We start from the raw sequence: 19844 nt of genomic DNA on the forward strand, positions 1-19844 counted from the left end.
GCTTATTTTATTATTTGAACTAATTCTTGTACTAAATTCGGATCAATTTCAGAAAAACATGATTTCCCTTCTCTTACCGCTGTACCGACATGAGCTTGCGTGATTCCAGTTTCATCTAGCAATTGCTTTATATTTTCTTTCGTCACGCCAGCTCCAACTACAAGCTGAATTTGACCATCGCTTACCTTTTGCATTTCTGTAAGCACCGGTATATTCTCTACTATATTTCCTTGTCCACCTGAAGTTAAAACGTGAGTCACTTTATGAAACTTCTTTAAAGTTTCCATCGCTTCTACTGGATTTTCTATATCATCTATTGCACGGTGGTACGTTACATTTATTCCATCTACAACAGATAGTAAATCCGCTAATTTCTCGTCATCCACTTCATTTCGTTCGTTTAATACGCCTAATACAACACCAGCTGCACCTAACTTCTGCGCAATGATAATATCTTCCTTCATCATTTCAATTTCTTCTTCCGTATATGTAAAAGACTTCGCATGCGGACGAATCATAACGTGAATCGGTATATGTACCGCTTCTACCGCTTTTTTAATAAATGCATAACTCGGCGTTAAACCGCCTTCTGTATAAGATGTAATTAATTCAATTCGCTTCCCACCAGCTCGTTCAATTCGTTTCACATCTTCTAAACATGTTGCAATAACCTCTAGCATGAGATGACCTCTTTTCGTGCTTTTTTCTTATTATAACATTAGTAAAAATAAGAAACCTAGCTTTCTCCTATAAAACTGTAAAAAGAAGAATGAAAAGAAAGATTTTTTTATTGATTGCGTTTATTGGTAATTTTATATTCTACAAAAAAAAGGAGCGATACCTAGCACTTCGGACTAGGTATCGCTCCTTTTTTTTAGTTATTTTTCTTAGTTACTTCATTATAATAGTGGCTAAATGCTTCTACTAATGCGTCAACTGACGCATACAATTCTTCTGGTGTATTATCTACCCCTCCCATTTCAATAAGTAATGCATTCGGAGAAAGGTCTTGATTATATACTCCGTTCCCGCTTTTACGATCTTTAATAAAAATCCCTCGGCTTAAACCGTAATACTTCTCATCTAAATATGAATTTATTGTCGTTACTATTTTTTTATTTTTTTCATAGTTAGGATTTTCTCGTCCTAAAATAAAATAGAGCCTAGCATAATTCTTTCCGTTAATATTTTTTGTTGTAATATTTTTTCGGGCATCATCTCTATGAAGGTCCATTGGGAACATAATATTTTTATCTTGTGCTAATTTATCTTGTAATATTTGACGGGATCCTTTGTAAGATTGGGCCCAATTTAAATTTTTATTTCGCAGAAAATCCCTCATATTTGTCGTATCATGTGAAACACCTATTCCTTTTTCTTCTAACTTTTGTTTTAAATAGTTTCCAACAAACGTAATATTCACTTCATTATTTGTACTGGAAGCATCATCAGGTATCGTAGCACCTGGAATAAGAGGAATAAACGCTTCCCAACTATGTGTATGATAAATAAAAACTTTATTTTGTGTATTTGAATTTTCACCAGTAGAATTGTTTTCTTTCCCACTCTTTGGGTGTTCAATAGCAGTACCTTTATCTTTAATGTTATCTAAAGGAATACTGGATTCTTCAGGAATGTTCGTATAATCCGTTCCTTCCCCAGCAATTAATATTTCCGAATAAAATTGATTCATATTAGGAAGTTCCCGGGTTAATAAACTTCGGAGATCATTTACATTAATGTTTGTAGAAAGTGATAGTAAAAAAGATTCTAAAGACGCTCGTCCTTTTTCTTTATGAAATTCTTCTGCAAAATAACGATTTTCACTTCCTATCATATACATAAGTCCTTTAGTAGAATTCGTTCCTAATAACTGATTTATATAAAATGATTTAAATACGCTTGAATTACTAGAAATGAAGAATGAAGTGAGGATACATATAATAGTGAATAAAATACATATCACTATATACCTTACATTTAATACTTTCAGTTTCACTTTATTCATTTTATATCTCCCTTCATTTACTATATTCTTACGCATAATTTTTAAGTAATATGATTAATAATTTAATAGAACTGCCTCAACTACTATGTTTTCATTTAACCTCTTTCTGTAAAGTGAATGAGCTTAAAGTTGCTGTACGCAAATATCATCAAAGGTTTTAAAAGAAATTAAATAACCTGAGTCTATATAAATATAGAACTCAGGTTATTTAATACTATCTATTTGACCGGAGGCATTGCATTTTGATTGACTTTTTTATTTTCCATGTCAATGTCTAATTGATCTTTCAATAGCTTCACACCTTTTTTTGTAAGATGGACAGCCCGACTCTTATCCGTTTTTGTAATCAATTCCTGTTCAAAAAATAGTTTTGCTATTGCAGATCCTAACCAACCAGAAATATGGTAGCGTCGTTCACTCCAATCAAGACAAGGTTTTGCAAATACTCTCCTTTTTATCTCTGCCGTTTCAATATTTATTCCAAAATTCAGAAACCACCCCTTACCTTGTTCCGTTACAATGTATTCTCCTTCCTTTAAAATTATAAATTCCCCATGTAGTAATTTTTCAGTTATCTCTACACCGAGTCTGCCTGCAAGATGATCATAGCAAGTTCGCGCATAACGAATTTGTTTTAGCTGATCCGATTGTTTTAAAGACCGAACTTGGACTGTTGGTGCAATTGTTCCTAACTTTTCAAGAACTTCTGCTACCTCTTGATTAGCAAGTCGATAGTAACGATGTCTACCATGTTGTTCAACTGTAAGTAGATTCCCCTCTACTAATTTAGAAAGATGAGAACTAATCGTTGGATGTGACACCTTTGCCATATAAGCCAATTCGCTAGCAGGTAGTGCCTGATTATTCATTAGACAATCTAAGATAATTGCTCTTGTAGGTTCAGCAATTAGTTTAGCTATATATGAGATATTCGGATATACATTCATATTTCGATGATACCCTAACTATTAAACTGATACAATTATTTTAAGTTTAATAGTAAAGGAGAATGTATTATGAATGCAATTGATCTTAGTATATTAAATTTGAAAGAAACGAGAAGGCGCTCAGAAAAATTATGGAATTCTCTTCCCGATAATTTTCTTAATTGGAAGCCTGATCATGAAGCTATGTCCTTTGGTGAGATGATTCGTCATGTATGGAGCTCAACTTTTTATTATCATATGATTTTAAAAAACAACGGCTCAATAAATGATATACATTTTACGTATGATGACGAGCCCATTACATGTGTAAAAAAAGAAATTGAATTGGCACAATCATACTTTACTGACTTCATAGAATATGTTCAATCCATAAGCATAGCTGAGCTAGATTCAACCCGTATTGATCGAAGCGATGTTGGCTATGAAAGATATTTAGGCGACATGCTATTACGAATTGCCTATCATGATGCGGTCCATGCAGGTCAATTTTTACAATATTTACGAATGGTAAACTTGGAAAGACCTTTAATCTGGGATTAAAAGTTGGCAAACTAACATTGCAATACATATTCTTTCAGCCAATAACAATCCAAAATCATGATAACCATTTATACTAAAAATCTACATCTCAATTTGGTACTTTGTACACATAAAAAGCACATGTTCGATTAGTAACCAAACATGTGCTTTCAAAACAACTATATTGTCCATAAACAATAAAATGTAAATTTTTAAAAACTACAACCGAAACGCCGCATCCGCCAGCATAGACAGTGTTGCATCATCCATCGGCGGATTGTGCAATCCTGCTCTGACGTTTAAATAGTAGCGATGAAGTGGATTTTTTTCTGATAAACTTTTTGCTCCTACGATGCGCATTGCTTTATCTACAATTGATATTGCCGCATTCGTTACAGCATATTTCACTGCTGCTAATTCGGCTTGCAATGATAGTTTATCCTCTGCTTCATCGTACTTTTTCGCAATTTGATATAAAAAGACGCGAGCTTGCATAAGCTCAAGTTCTAATTCTCCAACTAATCTTCTAACATTCGGCAATAAACTAATAGAATGATTTAAACTATTTGGCTTGTATGATCCCGCAAACTGAACTGCATAATTTCTTGCTGATTGTGCAATTCCTAAATAACATGCTGGTATATGTAGCAACCAGCCAATACCCTTTTGTTTCACTTTCCCGCCCTTTACATCTGTAAAAAAGCGACTTTCTATCTCTACATTTTGTAAGACAAGGTCATGACTAGCAGTCCCTCGCATCGCAACGCTATCCCACGTTTCTTCAATGGATACACCGAGCGTATTTCTCGGAATGACAAACTCACCAACTTCTTCTCGGCCTTCAATACTCGCTGAAATAATAAAATAATCAAGTATTGGCGCCATCGTTGTAAAAGTTTTTCTTCCATTTATAATCCACTTCTCGCCTTGTTGAACCGCTATTGTTTCTGGTTTACCGCCACGCGTCGGACTCCCTGTTTTTGGTTCTGTTGCTGCCCGGTTAAAGAGTGCACCGTTACGCACTTCTTCGCAAAACCATTTGAACATCTCATCATTCCAAGAGTGATTTTCCGCTAGCTCTTTCACAATGCCAATATGCCAGCCAATTGATAATGCAGTAGCTCCGCAGCCTTCCGCGATTTTCTCTTGAAATAAAACGAAGTCATATAAAGAAATCGCACTACCACCAAATTCCTTTGGTAACGTTAATTTCGTATATCCGATATCTTTCAAATCACTCATATTTTCATACGGAAATGACCCTAATTCACTTAGTTGATGCTCCCTTTCCATGAACTTTGGAAGCAATTTATTTATTTGTGCAATAATGAAATATTGTTCTTCTGTTTCAACAAATGAGAGTGCCATACTATAATCTCCTTTATGCTCGATTCATCAACCGCTCACTTTTTCATTATGATTATATGAAGCTACCTCTCTATTGTTTCACTATTCCGATAAAAATACAATGTTTTTGACTAATAAGAAAAGTTCCTATTTAAAGATAGGTTCTTTTCTTATATTAGTCTCCCTTCAATGCCTTTAATGGCAAAGAGGTTACATATCCAATGTACGAGAATAATTCTTTAAAGAAGAATGGAATTTCTGTATCTAACGTTTTATATGCTGATGTCGGCGTTGGTGAAGCATACGCTTCAATATTAATATGTTTTGCGATTCTCATTGCGCGTTTCATATGAAGTGGATCACTTACAATCGTGTATGTGCGTATTCCGTTCTCTATTCCAACTTCCTTCGCATTCTTTAAGTTTTCTTCTGTGAAAAGGGATTTTGTTTCAATTAAAATATCTTCCTCTTTTACACCTTGTTTCATTGCATATACTCTTGCAGTACGCGCTTCCTCAAGTTCTGCCTCGAACTTTGTACCACCTGTAAAAATAATCTTTTTAATATCTCCGTTCTTATATAAAGAAATCGCATGATTAATTCTTTCTTTAAATACAGGAGATGGTTTTCCGTTCCAAGAAGCTGCTCCTAGTACGATACCAGCATCCGTTTTCACGCCATCATTTGTTTTAAAACGATAACTCCAAATATCGTAAGCTGCATAACTTACATATAAAATAGCAGAACAAATCATTAGTAAAAATACTTGAAAGATTCGTCTTTTCTTACTCTTCTTATTTTCTTTCATTTGTAATTGCCTCCGTACATCATCCATACTTCTATAAAAAAACATTTATATCAAATCGTTTCGTTTGAGTTTATTTAAAAGAAGGAACTTTACTTGTTATTTATGTATAAAAGGGTTTTCATTTAAAATTGAGGATTATCAATTCATTTTTATTTGCGGTTTTCATTACATGTTTTAAATTCATAAGTTTATTACCATACAACTACATTGTAACGAATTTTTTCTCAGAAGGGAACGATGAAACAAAAGGAATTAAAATAAAGTAGCATTTTGTAAGAAAAAAGGTATATTTTTCATACATCACGAACAATATACCTTTCAAAACACGAATTATAACTTTTCTTTATACAACTCTAAATTTTCTAATAAACGTGCTTTCACAACTGGCCATTCGCTTACGATAATACTATACACAACCGCATCTCTCACATGTCCACTTGGCAATTCCCTTTCATTTCTAAGCACACCTTCTTTAACTGCACCTAACCTTTCAATTGCTCGTTGTGCATTTTCGTTTCTTGCATCTGTCTTAATTTGTACCCTCAGCATACGCAGTTTTTCAAAAGCATACTGGAGAAGCATATACTTACACTCTGTATTGATACTCGTACGTTGCACACTTGGATGATACCACGTTTGTCCTAACTCGACTGTTTTATCTTCTACTGAAATATTATATAGACGTGTACTTCCTACAATCGTATTCGTCTGTTGATCCACTACAACGAAAGGTATTTGAGTACCCTTCCCATAACCCTGTATCGCTTTTTGAACGTATTGTTGCATATCTTGCACATTATCCATTTTAGAAATTAAATACGCCCAAATATCCCGATTTCCTTCTACAATCGAAAACAAAGTTTCGACATCATCACTATCTATTATCCGTAACTTTGCTCTTTCGTGAATGATTTCCATTTGTAAGCCCCCTTTGTTGTTACTATATCATACGAAACGAAAACGCTTTATAATAATAATAGAATATTTTTAAAAGAATTCCTTTTCAGATATAATCTTCTCGTATAAGGTAGGAAGGCTCATCAATAACCTTTAAAAAGGAAAATTTTGATAATTCCCAATAAATTCTATATAATGATAAACGGGAGGGGATAAAAATGCTAGATCAAATTACTTGGGGAACGCCAGGCAGCTTATTATGCTTAGGTTTCTTTTTTGCAGGACTAGGAATCTTCTTAAGAAGCATGACGTCATATTCAAAAAATAAATAAAAACATCACAAAAACAGAAAATAGTATATTTTCACGTTTTAGGATATTTGATTTTCTTAGCTTGATAGTAATGTGGGAGTAGCCCGCTTTTAAACAAAAGAAGCCTTCTGTAAAAAGGCTTCTTTATTTATAGCTTTATCTGTTAAAAACTTTAAAGCAACAAATAAGCAATCGGTGTAATAATAAGTAACGTTAAAATCGTTCTTTGTACGTAGAGAATAATAAGTTCTGATACTTTTAACGGAATGTCTGTCGATAAAATACAAGGAATGGAAGCTGAGAAGAACAATATAGATGATACCGAAACAACCGCAATGACAAACTTTGTCACAAGTGGTGCACTTACAACTAAAAGAGAAGGTAAAAACATTTCTGCGATACCAACGGATGCCGCTTTAGCAGCTAGTTCTGCTTCTGGTAATTGTAATAGCCATGTAAATGGATAGAAAATATAACTGATCCAATCAAATATTGGCGTGAATTTCGCTAAGACGATACCAATTAATCCTACTGACATAATGGATGGTAAAATTCCCATCGTCATAATAAATCCATCTTTTAAATTCACTGCGATATTTTTCATAATACTCGGTGCAGACTTTGATACTTCTAACGCATCTTCCCAAGCACGTTCTAGCATTTTCTCTTTATAAACAGGTTCTGGAAACCCTTCTTCCGTTACATATGTATCTGGTTTTCTACTAAGAGGCGGGATTCTTACGGTGATAGCAGTTACGATGAATGTTACAACGAGAGTAGTCCAAAAATAAACATTCCATAAATGCATAATGTCTAATGTTTTTGCGATGATGATCATAAATGTTGCGGATACTGTAGAAAAACCTGTAGCGATGATCGCTGCTTCTTTTGTCGTATACTTTCCTTCTTTATACACGCGATTTGTAATTAATAAAGCGAGTGAATAACTCCCTACAAAGGATGCAACCGCATCGATTGCTGATCGTCCTGGTGTATTCCATAACGGTCTCATAATGGGACGGCAAAACGTACCGATAAATTCAAGTAATCCGTACCCGACTAATAACGCTAAAAAAGCCGAGCCAATTGGCACGAGTAAACTTACCGATATGACTAGTTTTTCATACAAAAACGGCCCTACATCTGGCGCAAAGAACCAAGCTGGCCCTACTTTCAAGCAATACAATACGCCAAAGACAACACCAACTACTTTTAAAATCGAAAAACAAATGTCTACGATAGATGCATTCCACTTTTTCGTATAAAACGGATAAATCGCACCTATTATCATAACGAGTAGTGCATAATAAGGTACGACGCTCGGAACCGAAGTCCTGATCCATGATACGATATGATCAATCATAATGGACGAAGCACCGTTTATCGTAACTGGTACGAAAAACATAAACACCCCAACTAGACTAGCGAGTATAAACCGGAGAATCCCCCCCTTCTCACTCCCAGTCTTAATTACATTCCTTTTTAATTCAATTTCACTCAAAATTCGACACCTCCTATTATCTAAATATTCTGTATAATCATATTGGATTCCTTCTTTCCATTTCTAATATTTCATCATATGAAAAAGCCTATTTTAAAATAGGCTTTTTCTACTATCTCTCATAATCATCCACAATCACTTGAATAACACGATACGATTCCTCTGCCACTATTTTATTACTAGTCTTATTTGCATCATATGTAATTAACGCTTTCCAAAGTGCCCATCCTCTTGCTCTATTCCACGTTTCTTCATCTATGCGCAATACGTCTTTAAATATGTTTCTGCTATTCTTATCAAAAAATGTCCATGCCATCGCTGCATCACAAGCCGGATCTCCTACTCCTAAAATACCAAAATCAATTACGGCACAAAGCTTTCCATCTTTAACGAGTAAGTTTCCTGGTGTAACATCTCCATGAACCCAAACTGGTTTACGCTCCCACGTTGACTGAAGTGCTACATCCCAAAGATGCTTTAATATTGTTTCATCAAAAACATCCTTATTATTTTCGATAGCACCTCTCGCCTCTTCGTCATATACAGATATAAGCCCACCTCGGTAAAAATTATGCGCTCCAGCGATCGGTCCGTTACTCGCATCAATGGATTGCAATTCTCCTAAAAATGATCCTAAGTCCGTTGCAAATTCATTTAAATCACGAACATTTTGTTTCGTAACGGTTTCTCCCTCTATCCATTTATTAACAGACCAAGGCCATGGATACGATTCAGATGGATTACCTTTCGCAACTGGTGTAGAAATCGGTAAAGAAAGCTCCTTACTTAATATAGGTAGCCACTTATTTTCTTTCTCTACTTGCGGTGCATATGCTGCATCACTTGGTAATCTGACACTCATCTCATCCCCTAGGTGAAACGTTCTATTATCATGCCCACTAAACTTTACAGGCTTCACGTCTAAATATGCCCATTCAGGAAACTGTTCCCCTATCAACCTTTTAACTAAATCAGTATGAATTTGATTCATTCACTACCCTCTTCTCTTTTGAAACTTACTATGTCCATCCTTACTACCGATATATTCAAAACCATTTTTCTTATAAAAGTCATTCAATGTACGGTTATGTCCAACACAATCTAACTTCAAATACTGTTTATCACTTTGCATATTCTCATCTATCCACTGTAAAATGTGTTCTCCTATTCCATTCCCCTTATACTCTCTTTTCACCGCAAATCTATGAATATATAACGAATTAGAAACTTCCTCTTTACCAAAGATATGTTCATCCCAATCATTTTGTTTAGGAGATACTGTAATCGTACCGACAATTTCCTCTTCTTTCATAACAACATACGTATACTTCTCTCTTATGCCTTCTAATATTTCAACTGTAGCTTCTCCTCCTAAAAGATACTGCCATTGATTCACTTCTTTATGTTGTAGCCACTGTGCTACTTCTTTTAATAGAGTGATGATACTATTGCTTTCCTCTTCAGTAGCAGTTCGAATTGTATATTCTTTAACTGTATTTCTCTCCATATTTCTGTTCTCCTTTCATATGCTTACTTCTCTCTTTATTAATTTTCGTTTTATACATTATATACCAAGATTAACCACTACACCTTCAAAGATATCTATTTTACAACTTGTATTCCATCAAAAAAACCGCCCACTACTAGTGAAACGGTTTTAATTCCTTAAACATTCACTTCGACTTCACAAAATAATATAAAAACCACACCGCATGATTTTGTTCATCTGCAGCTATTCTGCGTAACAACTCTTTCATATGTGCATCCGATGTTTCATCTGCAATTTCTAAGTAAAAATCTACAGTCTTTTGTTCATCTTGTATAGCGAATTCTAATCCTTGTAAGTACGTATTCGGGCATTCTTCCATGATTTGTGGTTTAGGCTGCTGACCAGTTAAATTTGTATAGATTTGTACAAAATGATGAAAATGCTTTATTTCATCGTTACGAATTTCAAGAATTTGATTTCGTTCCGCCGCATTTGGAGCCATGTTCGCTAATTTCGCATAGCAATTTATAGCACTAAACTCTCCATTAATTGCTTTCTCAATATCACGAATCAACTTATCATTTTGCCTATACGAATCATAATAATTCGAATTATACATCGTATCCCCTCCATTATTTCGCATAATATTTTATGCAATTTGAAATAGCAGGAGCATGTATACAGAGAGAAGTCGAAAATCTGAATTCTTCTATTCTCTTAAAAATATAGAAAAACCTATCCTGCCTGATTTCCCTATAAGTTAATAAAAATCAAAAAACGCTTCACTCCTAGTGAAACGTTTTTATCTTTTATGCGTGTAATTCCGTTTTATGTTCCTTTATTACACTACGTTTGAAAGCAGTCGCTAAAATAATAACGATACTTACTACGCCAATCCAAACGAGCACAGTAAGGGGTGTACTCCAGCTTAGCCCTTTTCCGAAGAAGAATATTTCTCTAAGTCCTTCGATCATAAATCGCATTGGCAACCATGCGTACACCCAGTCTTGGTAAAATGGCGACAACATTTCCGGTGCTAACGATAATAACGGTGCACCGAAGAATAGTAAGAGAGCGAATACACCGATTCCCTTTAGTCCAACTAATGAAAGTACCGCCGATATCATTAAGAAGAAACTAAAGGATGTAATAGATAAAAACAGTGCCGTATCAGTGAAATTCGAAATGTTTAATCCTACCATTCCATCCGCAATCCATGTAAGGCCAAACCCAATTACAAGTGCCGCGACAGCTCCTGTTATTATTTGTTTTAGTTTTAATACGAAGTTTTCTTTTCTTGTACCTACTAGCATTTTACTTATCGCAATAAAGATAATTGCTGCGCTCGCTAAACTTGCAATCCATAACGGCTGGAATAAAGACATCGGCGAGTTACCGTTCGCACTATTTTTTCCGATTTCATTTACGTTTGTCACTTTCTTTGCAATTGGTGTGACTACATTTGAAACTTGGTCTGCTGTTAATGTAGCTCCTTTTGCTTTCAATCCTTCTAATAGTTGTGTGCGAACAGTATTGTTCATATTATCAACAATCGTATTTAACATTTGTCCTGCCATAGTTGATGCCGCTGTATTCATTCCTTGGTTTATGAATATTTCTATCTCTGGCGAAGATGGCTGTGGTGTTCGTAATGATGCTTGTTTTGTGCTAAAGTCTTTCGGAATAACTAATGCTGCGTAATATTCTTGATTATTTAAGCCATTTTGAACTGCTTCTTTATTTTTTACTTCTACCCACTTCACCGCAGGTTCTTCCTCTGATTTTGATGTCTTTTTCATATTATCAACAATCGTTTGCCCCATATTCATCTTCGATTGATTCGGAATTTCTACTCCTTGATCCTCATTTACAATTGCGATTGGCAAATTTTTCGGCTGAGGTTGAACGTTTGGAAATAACGTTAATGAAAAAATAAAAACTACAAGTAGTGCAATAACCGGTGATAATAATAAAAGTTTATTTTTAAACATTTTCTTTTCTCCTCCTATAATTTGATTTATAATAACCAACAACGTGTTGTTTATTTATATTTGAATTATATGTTCGAGTTGAACCTTATACAATAATCAAAAATCGTGAATGTGTCGGTTATAAGACACATCTTTGAAATGTGTTGGCTAAAAAGAAGGAGGGACATACTTTGCGTGATAGTAATTTAGATTTACGCGTTATTCGTACGAAAACTGCGATACGAAATGCATTGGTCGAATTAATTGAAGAAAAAGGTTTTGACGCCATTACAGTGAAAGATATTACAACGAAAGCAAACATGAATCGCGGTACTTTCTATGCGCATTATCAAGATAAATTTGATTTAATGACGAAATGCCAAGAAGAAATTATGTATGAGTTTTCTAGCATTGCCAAACAGAGATTACCTGAAGTTATTGCTGATCTTGGGTCAAATCCTTCCCCAACAATGCCGTTTATACTTATCACTTCTATTCTTGAATTTCTAAATGAAAATAGTGATTTTATGAAAGCTGTATTAAGTCCAAAAGGTGATTTATCTTTCCAAACAAAACTGAAAGACTTTATGTGGAAAACACTATTTGAAGATACAAATGGTGCTCTCATTAATAAGGAGAATTTACTTGTCCCAAGCCAATATTTAGCTTCTTATATGGCATCTGCTCATATAGGTGTCATTCAGCAATGGTTAAATACCGGGCAAAAAGAAACACCTGAGGAAATTGCTCGTATTTTATCAACAATCGCAGTTCATGGACCTTTTTATGCAGCTGGTTTAAAGAAATAAGTCAGCTATATAATAAAAGATCATCCACTATAATAGCGGATGATCTTTTGTTTCATTACAACACTTCAATATACCCTTCTGTTCCATGTACACGAATTCGTTGACCGTCTTTTATTAATTTCGTAGCATTCTCTACTCCAACGACTGCTGGTAATCCGTATTCACGTGCAATCACTGCCCCGTGCGTCATGAGCCCGCCAACTTCGGTAACTAATCCTTTTATAGACACAAATAACGGTGTCCAGCCCGGGTCAGTAAAAGCAGTAACTAATATATCTCCATCTTCTAAATTCGCATCTTCCATGTTTAAAATAACGCGAGCTCTTCCCTCTATAACTCCTGAAGAAACAGGCAAACCTACAATCGCGTCAGCTGGGAGGTTTTCTCGTTTATATTTACCTGTAATGATTTCTCCATCAGACGTCATCACACGCGGAGGCGTTAGTTTTTCATATAATTTGTAATCATTTTTTTGCTTATGAATAAGCTCGTAATCTAGTTTATTCGTGCGAACGACTTCGTGAAGTTCTTCAAAAGTTAGATAATATATATCTTCTATTTCATTAATAACGTTATTTTGCACAAGTTGCTCCGCTTCTTTCAGTAATGCCTGCTTATATATGAAATAACGATTAATCATGCCGTATTTTGGATATTCACGATAACCGATACAATTACGGATGTTACGAATCATTCGCTTCGTCTCTTCTACTTTTTGTGTACCATCCGGCAAGTGTTGCAATCGATCTACTAACTCTTCTTCTTTTTTCAAAGCTTCTTGCAGTCCCTCTTCAAACTTCCGCTTACTCGCACCAACTTCAAAGTCTCTTATATTATTTAAAATTATTGGGATCATGGTTGTTGGCTTTTCACTCCAGCGCGTTTTCGTAATATCGATTTCTCCGCTACATCTCATTCCGTATTTATTTAGAAAAGTTAGAATGGCATCTCGAGCTTTTTCTCCGCCTTTAAATTGAACTAATTCATCTAAAAAGTTATCATTTTCTACATGTTGTAAATACGCAATAACTTCTGGATATGGCCGAATCACATCAGCAACATCGAGTAATGCTAGCCCCATTTCAGACGTAATATTATTTTGTACGGATTGAGAAAGTGTGTCTGCTGCATTCTTTTCGCCTAGCCATTGCTCCATTTTTTCATTGATCCATGTTGAAGCATCCATACCTGCCATAATGACAGCCATACTTTGTGGATGAAATAATATTTTCTTTAATTGCTGAATATCTTCCAAAATAAAATCAAGTACATCCACTCCTGATTTCGTTTGCATGTTTCGTTTTAACTCTTCGATTGATGCTTGATTCCTCTTTATTAAATCCGTAACGATTGCTGGATTGTTTTCGACTTGTGGTTGCGAACTTGCAGGTGGTCCACTTTTACCAACACTCTTTTCTTTTTCATCTTCTCGTAACAATGTAATAAAATCATCTCGCTCGACTACAGTCGTTAATGCATCTTTAATAAGTGGTTCCGAATTCCCTATCATATTTAATAAAAGTTCTCTACTAGTAGGCGAAGCCAATCTTTGTGCAACATCTACAAACAACCTTCCTCCAGCTTGAAACCTCTGTCCAAAAGATGTTAACTGGAATAAAGACATTCCTAATGGCTTCAAAGGATCGGTCATCATTTGCTGGTGACCAACCGATACATACACATGATTTTCCCCATCATTTACTTCTGGTATTGGATATAAAGTCGTGATTGGGCGACTTTGGACAATATAAAATGTATCATCCACTAAACACCATTCAATATCTTGTGGACAACCAAAATAGGCTTCAATCTGTCTTCCGATCTGTGCTAGTTGTAAAATTTGTTGTTCAGACAATGTTTGAATTTTTTGCTGAGCCGGATCAATCTGTTTCGTCTCCGTTCCGCCCTCTTTTAAAGCATAAATAGCTAATTTTTTAGTCGCTATCATCTTTCCGGTAATTTCGCCTTCTTTTACTTTATAATTATCGGCAGAAACCAGTCCTGATACTAACGCCTCACCAAGTCCAAAACTGGCATCAATGGATAACACCTTTCGGTTAGAGGTAACCGGATCAGCCGTAAATAAAATACCCGAAGCCTTAGGGAAAACCATTTTTTGAACGACAACACATATAGAAACTTGATTATGTTCAAAACCATTTTGCATGCGGTACATAACTGCTCGCTCTGTAAATAAAGAAGCCCAGCACTTTCTTACATGCTGCAAAATCGCTTCTTCTCCGATAATATTTAAATACGTATCTTGTTGACCAGCAAACGAGGCATACGGTAAATCTTCAGCCGTAGCACTAGAACGCACCGCATACGCATGTTCATTTCCAAAACGTGAGAGATAATGAGCTACTGATTCCACTACATCAACTGGAATTTCCACTGCCATAATGCTTTCTCTAATTTCCTTACTGATTTCACCAATTTGAGCTCGCTCTTCACGTTTCAACTTTGTTAGCTGCTGCAACAAAGTTTGAAGCTCTTCATTTTGCTCGATGGCCTTTTCATATCCTACCGTTGTAACACAAAATCCTTCTGGCACTTGTATCCCTTGAATTTTGGATAACTCCCCTAAATTTAATCCTTTTCCACCAACGAGTGAAAGCTGCGCGTTTTTTATTTCCTGAAAATCGAGAACGAAAGAACTCATTTACCATCTCTCCTTACTATGCATGTGTTCTTGATTGTAGCAGTAGTAAATACGAATAAACAGTCTATTTCGAACTTGATTTACATGATATAATTAAGTTAGGAAGAGATTAATAAGAAGCCCCAGTTGAACAACAGCAACTGGGGCTTCTTATTTCCGCTCAATTTTAAATTATTATTTATTCACAACTAACTTCAATGTATTTCTGCTTTTTCCCCTTTATATATAGAAACGCCATTCATTATCACACACAATTCTTACCTCAACAAATGGTATCTAACCCGAAATATGCTTTATTTTATCCTCCTGTGAGCCTTTTCACAGGAGTTTTTATACATACATATATTATTTATAATGAATCAGTTCTCCTATTTTTCAAAAGCATGTTCGGTGTCATAATAATGCTTTTTAGAATTTATATATACCTACTAATTTTTCTGAAAAAGGATGATTGTATTGGAAATGAAAAAGCTTCAAGGAATTTATGATGATGTTATTAGTTTAGGAGAAAATTGTTATACTGCTATTCATCTAAAAAAATATAGGTTGCGGAAATATTCAGGTCCTCTAGATTGGTTTGTATCACCGAATCTTTCTTCTATCAACGAATTATTGAAAAATAATTTTATAGACTTTATGGAGTTAAAAAACATGCACGCAATGCCGGATCAAAATGTTGTGTTTAATGATGGCGTGATACAACCTGTTTTTTCTCATATTATAAAAGATACAAAATATAACGTGACATCTTATCATGATTTCCCTGTTATTCCAAATGAAGATTGGTTCATCACATACCATGATTTTAAACAAAAATTAGATCGAAGAATTGATAATCTTTACAAAAAAATGCATAATTCACAATCCATTTTATTTGTTAGATGGGGCGGAAACTTGACTGAAGCGCTAGAATTACAAACAGTTTTATCAAATATTGTTAAAAATAATTTTAAGATCCTTTTCCTCTATCCAACAGGACTTGAAAATGAAATAAACGAATTAGAATGGGGGCTTGATCATGTTTTTCCCATTCAAGTTTCAAGTAATTATCTAAATAAAAGAACTTGGTATATCCTCTTAAAAGATATACACCTAAACTCAAAATAATAAGTAGCTAATAATATAGCTTAAATAATGAACAGTGGGGCTATCGCTTTTCACACGCTTAAGGAAAAAATTTATTTCGGTACATTCATTAAAAATAAGATTATTAACCTTTCTCTAAGAACATACAAATGCATAACATTCCATATTTCCCCACCAGAACGATTGGTAGATGAACGAATCGTTCTAGGCATAAGCTTAAAGATGAGCCTGTTACCTAAAAACATACTTTAATCAATCTCAATTATATCACCAAACTTTAATATCCTTTGATTACGAAAAGCATCGGTACAAGTAATCGACTCATTTAATGGATTTATATCAACTACAGTTATGTAATTTTTATATAAGTAGCCACCACTATACTATGTATTGTAAAACCTCCTCCTCACCTAAATACAAAATTAACAGCTTATTTTCAATCATTTCTTTTGCATCTTGCGTTAAGATTGGACGCGGGACTTTCATTTGCTCATGTATCATTTCTTTAATACAGGCGAACTGCTCTGGCATACTAGCAACGATAAAAAAGTAGGCATGCTAAATAAGCCTATTAAGTTTGTTTAAAAAATCGCTTTACTGCATTTATACAACGATATTATACAAAAGTTATGGCACCCTTCTGAATTACCATTAATTAGGGATAATATATGTTATTATATATTTGTAATTAATGAAATAATAAGAAAGAAGGGGTTGTTGTGGAAACAAAGATTATAGAAACAAAAAAGAAAATTGATTCAAAATCTCTTTTGGCTTTAGGATTATTAATTATTTCAGGAATTGTATATCAATGTATTGCACTTATAGTAGGTAATATACCTGAATTATTAGAAATGATTCTTGAAGCTTCATGGAATCTTGTATTATGTGGAATTATAGGATACTATTTTTTAGGAAAAATATCTTTAGAGCAATTCAAACATTTTAAATTTAAAACATTACTCTGGGGTGTACCTTTAACAATCATAGTGGGCATGGGTTCAGGCACACTATATAGCTATATTTTTGAACCTCCAACTACAAATTCTGTTGCTCAAGTAATAAGCGTTTCGATGATTTTGACCCGTGTACCATTCATGTTAATGGGTGAAGAATTGCTATGTACTAACATAATCATCGCATTACAGAAATTAGGATTAAAATTTGGTACAGCATCAATAATATGTAGCGTTCTGTTTGCCTTGTGGCATATTCCTGCTTATGGTTTCGTGCCAATGCAATTATTGATAACTATAGTCCCTGTTAGGTTATTACTGAATTATATATGGAAAAATTCAAAGAGTGTTTGGGTAAGTTGGATTTGCCACCTTGCTTTCGACATTATTGGATTTTTACCAATGCTTTTTAAATAAAAAATTACATTGTACTTATAAGTAACAAACAATAACATAAAAACAAAAAGAACCTTAGGGTTCTTTTTTACTTAACAGAAAATATTACTTAGAATATAGATAAAATACCCATTCATTTCAGGGACAGGTACATGAGAAATATATATATTTTTACACCTATAAAAGGACTCTTCAATGTTTGACACAAACTATATTGACTTCGAAAATTTTCAAATAGGCATTCAAAATATGAATTCGTATTTTGAATGCCTATTTAGTAGTGATCATTCTTATTTTTTAGGTTCTTTAAGTTTTAATATATTAGTCGGAAGTACGTGTTTTATAACTTGAAAACCCATGGTACTTACACTTTATATTATGAACTTCTTTTGTAACTTTGGGTTTTGCATAAAAATAGAAATAACACTTGAAGTAAATGAGCATTTCTTTGTAAATAGTACAAAAATACATCAGCTAAAAAGTTCTAATCAATTTCAATTACATCACCAAACTTAAAAATCTTCTTATTACAAAAAGCATCCGTGCAAGTAATCAACCCATTCAAGGGATTTATATCAACTACAGTTATGTAATTTTTATATAAGTATCCACCTCTATAATATGTAAGTAAAATCTCTTCCTCACCTAAATATGAGATTAACAGCTTGTTTTCAATCATTTCTTTTGCATCTTGCGTTAAGATGGGACGCGTGACTTTTGTTTGCCCCTGTATCATTTCTTTAATACAGGCGAACTGCTCTGGCATACTAGCAAACGGTTGCCACTTTACCATTCCTCTTCCTTTTGGCATATTAGCATTCTTCACGATTTGTGCCCTCCTAATAATGTGTTTCTATATCTTGCTGTTGCGACGTTTGTATAGGAAATTCCACGTAAAATACTGTTCTTACCAAATCGTGTTCGAATTTCGTCCATCACCTTCGTTAATCGCATTTCTTTTTCTCTTTGTATAATGTTATCGAAAAGTGAAATTTGCTCTTCTCCTTCATGTATTAAATTTGTTAAGGAAATACTTATCGATCGAATCGGCTCTCCTGTGTGCCGTTCGTGTAAAAAATATGTACAAACATTGTAAATATCCATCGTTAAATTTGTTGCTCTGTTTAACGTATGTACCTTTTTTATTCCTCCACCATACTCCTTGCTATATCCGACTGAGAAATGAATCGTTTGCGCGTATTTCTTTTCTCTTCTCAACCTGTAACAAACTTCTTCTATATGCTCTAATAAAATAACGATGAACTCTTCTATTGAATAATCACGAAATAATATTTGGCTTTTCGCTATAGATGTTGTCGCTGGAACATATTTCTCTGCTATTCTGCTCAAATCAATTCCGTTACTATGCAAGTGTAATTCTTCTCCTATTACACCAAATGATTGTTTTAAATACTTCAATGGGTACTGCGCTAAATCCCCAATCATATATATACCTTTTTGATTTAATTTCATTTCCGTTTTATACGATATACCCCAAAATTTACTGAGGGGTCTAATACTCCATAACTTCTCGGGTATATCGTCATACGTCCACTGCGCTATTCCATCTTTATTCTTTTTTGCTTCCACATCCATCGCTACTTTACTCAATAATAAATTTGGCCCAATACCAATCGTACTTTCGATCCGTGTACGTTCATATATTTCTCGCTTGAACTTTAATGCAAACTCACACGGATTACTCGCAAACAAATGAATACTTGCGGTCATGTCCATAAAAAACTCATCGATACTATATTGATGAAAATCTTCCGGTGCAACATACTGTAAAGCTAAACCTGTTATATAAGTTGAACACTTCATATACGTATGCATAATTGGATTCACAATAATAATATCTGGTCGCTTCGGTATTTCATACAATCTTGCCATCTTCTTTATTCCTAACGCTTTTAATGGTGGTGTTGCTGCCAATACGATCGATCCACTCCGGTGTACGTCTCCTACAACAGCCAATTTTGTATATCGTGGATCCAGTCCTTTTTTAATACATGATACGCTTGCATAAAAGCTACGAAGATCTACACAAAGAATAATACGATTCGGTAAAAGAGAATAATCATACAAGGTTATCACTCCTAACAAAAGAACGTTTGTTCTTATTATATACGAACTAA

General features: G+C 34.4%; 18 protein-coding genes and 1 pseudogene. 4 read left to right on the forward strand and 15 right to left on the reverse strand.

What is annotated here, in order from left to right; translation table 11 throughout:
* Window positions 1-2: 2 nt before the first annotated feature.
* From NHG49_RS15755 to NHG49_RS15765, 3 genes are all read right to left on the reverse strand, one after another.
* Entirely contained in the window at window positions 3-680 is a 678-nt protein-coding gene (locus tag NHG49_RS15755) for a copper homeostasis protein CutC (protein ID WP_064475704.1), read from the reverse strand.
* Between the two features lie 194 nt (window positions 681-874).
* A complete protein-coding gene (locus tag NHG49_RS15760) occupies window positions 875-2008 on the reverse strand; it encodes a stage II sporulation protein P (RefSeq protein ID WP_064475705.1) in 1134 nt (377 codons plus the stop codon).
* A gap of 218 nt (window positions 2009-2226) precedes the next feature.
* On the reverse strand, window positions 2227-2955 hold the full coding sequence (locus tag NHG49_RS15765) for an ArsR/SmtB family transcription factor (RefSeq protein WP_258126246.1): 729 nt from the start codon (window positions 2953-2955) through the stop codon (window positions 2227-2229).
* A gap of 69 nt (window positions 2956-3024) precedes the next feature.
* Here NHG49_RS15765 and NHG49_RS15770 point away from each other — a divergent pair, with 69 nt between their 5' ends.
* Complete coding sequence (locus NHG49_RS15770) at window positions 3025-3495, forward strand: DinB family protein (protein WP_258126247.1); 471 nt, start codon at window positions 3025-3027, stop codon at window positions 3493-3495.
* A 198-nt stretch (window positions 3496-3693) separates the two neighbouring features.
* On the opposite strand, the gene NHG49_RS15775 is transcribed toward NHG49_RS15770, so the two are convergent.
* The 8 genes from NHG49_RS15775 to NHG49_RS15810 all read right to left on the reverse strand — a co-directional run bounded on the left by NHG49_RS15775 (window position 3694) and on the right by NHG49_RS15810 (window position 11857).
* The gene (locus NHG49_RS15775; protein WP_222659917.1) at window positions 3694-4842 is read right to left on the reverse strand and encodes an acyl-CoA dehydrogenase family protein; all 1149 of its coding nucleotides are present in this window, start codon (window positions 4840-4842) and stop codon (window positions 3694-3696) included.
* A 154-nt stretch (window positions 4843-4996) separates the two neighbouring features.
* Window positions 4997-5629: a YdcF family protein gene (locus tag NHG49_RS15780; protein ID WP_000662228.1), complete on the reverse strand. Its 633-nt coding sequence runs from the start codon at window positions 5627-5629 to the stop codon at window positions 4997-4999.
* A gap of 330 nt (window positions 5630-5959) precedes the next feature.
* Window positions 5960-6547, reverse strand: coding sequence for a GNAT family N-acetyltransferase (locus tag NHG49_RS15785; protein ID WP_258126249.1), 588 nt, complete (start codon window positions 6545-6547; stop codon window positions 5960-5962).
* Window positions 6548-7009: 462 nt separating this feature from the next.
* Window positions 7010-8338 carry a YjiH family protein gene (locus NHG49_RS15790; protein WP_001289383.1) on the reverse strand — a complete coding sequence of 443 codons (1329 nt, stop codon included), beginning with the start codon at window positions 8336-8338 and terminating at the stop codon, window positions 7010-7012.
* Between the two features lie 112 nt (window positions 8339-8450).
* Window positions 8451-9329 (reverse strand): aminoglycoside phosphotransferase family protein, encoded by an 879-nt coding sequence (locus NHG49_RS15795; RefSeq protein WP_258126251.1) that lies wholly within the window; start codon window positions 9327-9329, stop codon window positions 8451-8453.
* Between the two features lie 3 nt (window positions 9330-9332).
* Window positions 9333-9845, reverse strand: coding sequence for a GNAT family N-acetyltransferase (locus NHG49_RS15800; protein ID WP_064475715.1), 513 nt, complete (start codon window positions 9843-9845; stop codon window positions 9333-9335).
* A gap of 166 nt (window positions 9846-10011) precedes the next feature.
* Window positions 10012-10446, reverse strand: coding sequence for a ferritin-like domain-containing protein (locus NHG49_RS15805; RefSeq protein ID WP_000282819.1), 435 nt, complete (start codon window positions 10444-10446; stop codon window positions 10012-10014).
* Window positions 10447-10636: 190 nt separating this feature from the next.
* Window positions 10637-11857 carry a YhgE/Pip domain-containing protein gene (locus NHG49_RS15810; protein ID WP_258126855.1) on the reverse strand — a complete coding sequence of 407 codons (1221 nt, stop codon included), beginning with the start codon at window positions 11855-11857 and terminating at the stop codon, window positions 10637-10639.
* A gap of 131 nt (window positions 11858-11988) precedes the next feature.
* Here NHG49_RS15810 and NHG49_RS15815 point away from each other — a divergent pair, with 131 nt between their 5' ends.
* Window positions 11989-12606, forward strand: a complete 618-nt coding sequence (locus NHG49_RS15815; RefSeq protein WP_098102038.1) for a TetR/AcrR family transcriptional regulator — start codon at window positions 11989-11991, stop codon at window positions 12604-12606.
* Between the two features lie 55 nt (window positions 12607-12661).
* Here the strand turns inward: NHG49_RS15815 and ppsA are convergent, their stop codons facing one another.
* Window positions 12662-15268: a phosphoenolpyruvate synthase gene (gene ppsA, locus NHG49_RS15820; protein WP_258126253.1), complete on the reverse strand. Its 2607-nt coding sequence runs from the start codon at window positions 15266-15268 to the stop codon at window positions 12662-12664.
* A gap of 447 nt (window positions 15269-15715) precedes the next feature.
* Between ppsA and NHG49_RS15825 the strand changes: the two genes are divergently transcribed.
* Window positions 15716-16375 (forward strand): DUF1796 family putative cysteine peptidase, encoded by a 660-nt coding sequence (locus NHG49_RS15825; RefSeq protein WP_064475720.1) that lies wholly within the window; start codon window positions 15716-15718, stop codon window positions 16373-16375.
* 227 nt (window positions 16376-16602) lie between these two features.
* On the opposite strand, the pseudogene NHG49_RS15830 reads toward NHG49_RS15825, so the two are convergent.
* Window positions 16603-16885 (reverse strand): annotated as a pseudogene (locus NHG49_RS15830) (YolD-like family protein).
* A 188-nt stretch (window positions 16886-17073) separates the two neighbouring features.
* On the opposite strand from NHG49_RS15830, the gene NHG49_RS15835 reads away from it, so the two are divergent.
* Window positions 17074-17727 (forward strand): CPBP family intramembrane glutamic endopeptidase, encoded by a 654-nt coding sequence (locus NHG49_RS15835; RefSeq protein ID WP_000448285.1) that lies wholly within the window; start codon window positions 17074-17076, stop codon window positions 17725-17727.
* Window positions 17728-18190: 463 nt separating this feature from the next.
* Here NHG49_RS15835 and NHG49_RS15840 read toward each other — a convergent pair whose 3' ends face one another.
* Both NHG49_RS15840 and NHG49_RS15845 read right to left on the reverse strand, forming a co-directional pair.
* The gene (locus tag NHG49_RS15840) at window positions 18191-18532 is read right to left on the reverse strand and encodes a YolD-like family protein (RefSeq protein ID WP_064469872.1); all 342 of its coding nucleotides are present in this window, start codon (window positions 18530-18532) and stop codon (window positions 18191-18193) included.
* Complete coding sequence (locus tag NHG49_RS15845) at window positions 18529-19794, reverse strand: Y-family DNA polymerase (RefSeq protein ID WP_242289388.1); 1266 nt, start codon at window positions 19792-19794, stop codon at window positions 18529-18531. The genes NHG49_RS15840 and NHG49_RS15845 overlap by 4 nt, the downstream gene beginning before the upstream one ends.
* Window positions 19795-19844: the final 50 nt, after the last annotated feature.

Source organism: Bacillus sp. IBL03825, from assembly GCF_024712505.1.
GTDB lineage: Bacteria > Bacillota > Bacilli > Bacillales > Bacillaceae_G > Bacillus_A > Bacillus_A wiedmannii.

Excerpts from the sequence above, each read along its gene's own strand:
- NHG49_RS15755 (WP_064475704.1), bottom strand. The coding sequence starts at position 680 with ATGCTAGAGGTTATTGCAACATGTTTAGAAGATGTGAAACGAATTGAA.
- NHG49_RS15775 (WP_222659917.1), bottom strand. The coding sequence starts at position 4,842 with ATGGCACTCTCATTTGTTGAAACAGAAGAACAATATTTCATTATTGCA.
- NHG49_RS15770 (WP_258126247.1), top strand. The coding sequence starts at position 3,025 with ATGAATGCAATTGATCTTAGTATATTAAATTTGAAAGAAACGAGAAGG.
- NHG49_RS15780 (WP_000662228.1), bottom strand. The coding sequence starts at position 5,629 with ATGAAAGAAAATAAGAAGAGTAAGAAAAGACGAATCTTTCAAGTATTT.
- NHG49_RS15805 (WP_000282819.1), bottom strand. The coding sequence starts at position 10,446 with ATGTATAATTCGAATTATTATGATTCGTATAGGCAAAATGATAAGTTG.
- NHG49_RS15795 (WP_258126251.1), bottom strand. The coding sequence starts at position 9,329 with ATGAATCAAATTCATACTGATTTAGTTAAAAGGTTGATAGGGGAACAG.
- NHG49_RS15785 (WP_258126249.1), bottom strand. The coding sequence starts at position 6,547 with ATGGAAATCATTCACGAAAGAGCAAAGTTACGGATAATAGATAGTGAT.
- ppsA (WP_258126253.1), bottom strand. The coding sequence starts at position 15,268 with ATGAGTTCTTTCGTTCTCGATTTTCAGGAAATAAAAAACGCGCAGCTT.
- NHG49_RS15760 (WP_064475705.1), bottom strand. The coding sequence starts at position 2,008 with ATGAATAAAGTGAAACTGAAAGTATTAAATGTAAGGTATATAGTGATA.
- NHG49_RS15825 (WP_064475720.1), top strand. The coding sequence starts at position 15,716 with ATGATTGTATTGGAAATGAAAAAGCTTCAAGGAATTTATGATGATGTT.
- NHG49_RS15765 (WP_258126246.1), bottom strand. The coding sequence starts at position 2,955 with ATGAATGTATATCCGAATATCTCATATATAGCTAAACTAATTGCTGAA.
- NHG49_RS15800 (WP_064475715.1), bottom strand. The coding sequence starts at position 9,845 with ATGGAGAGAAATACAGTTAAAGAATATACAATTCGAACTGCTACTGAA.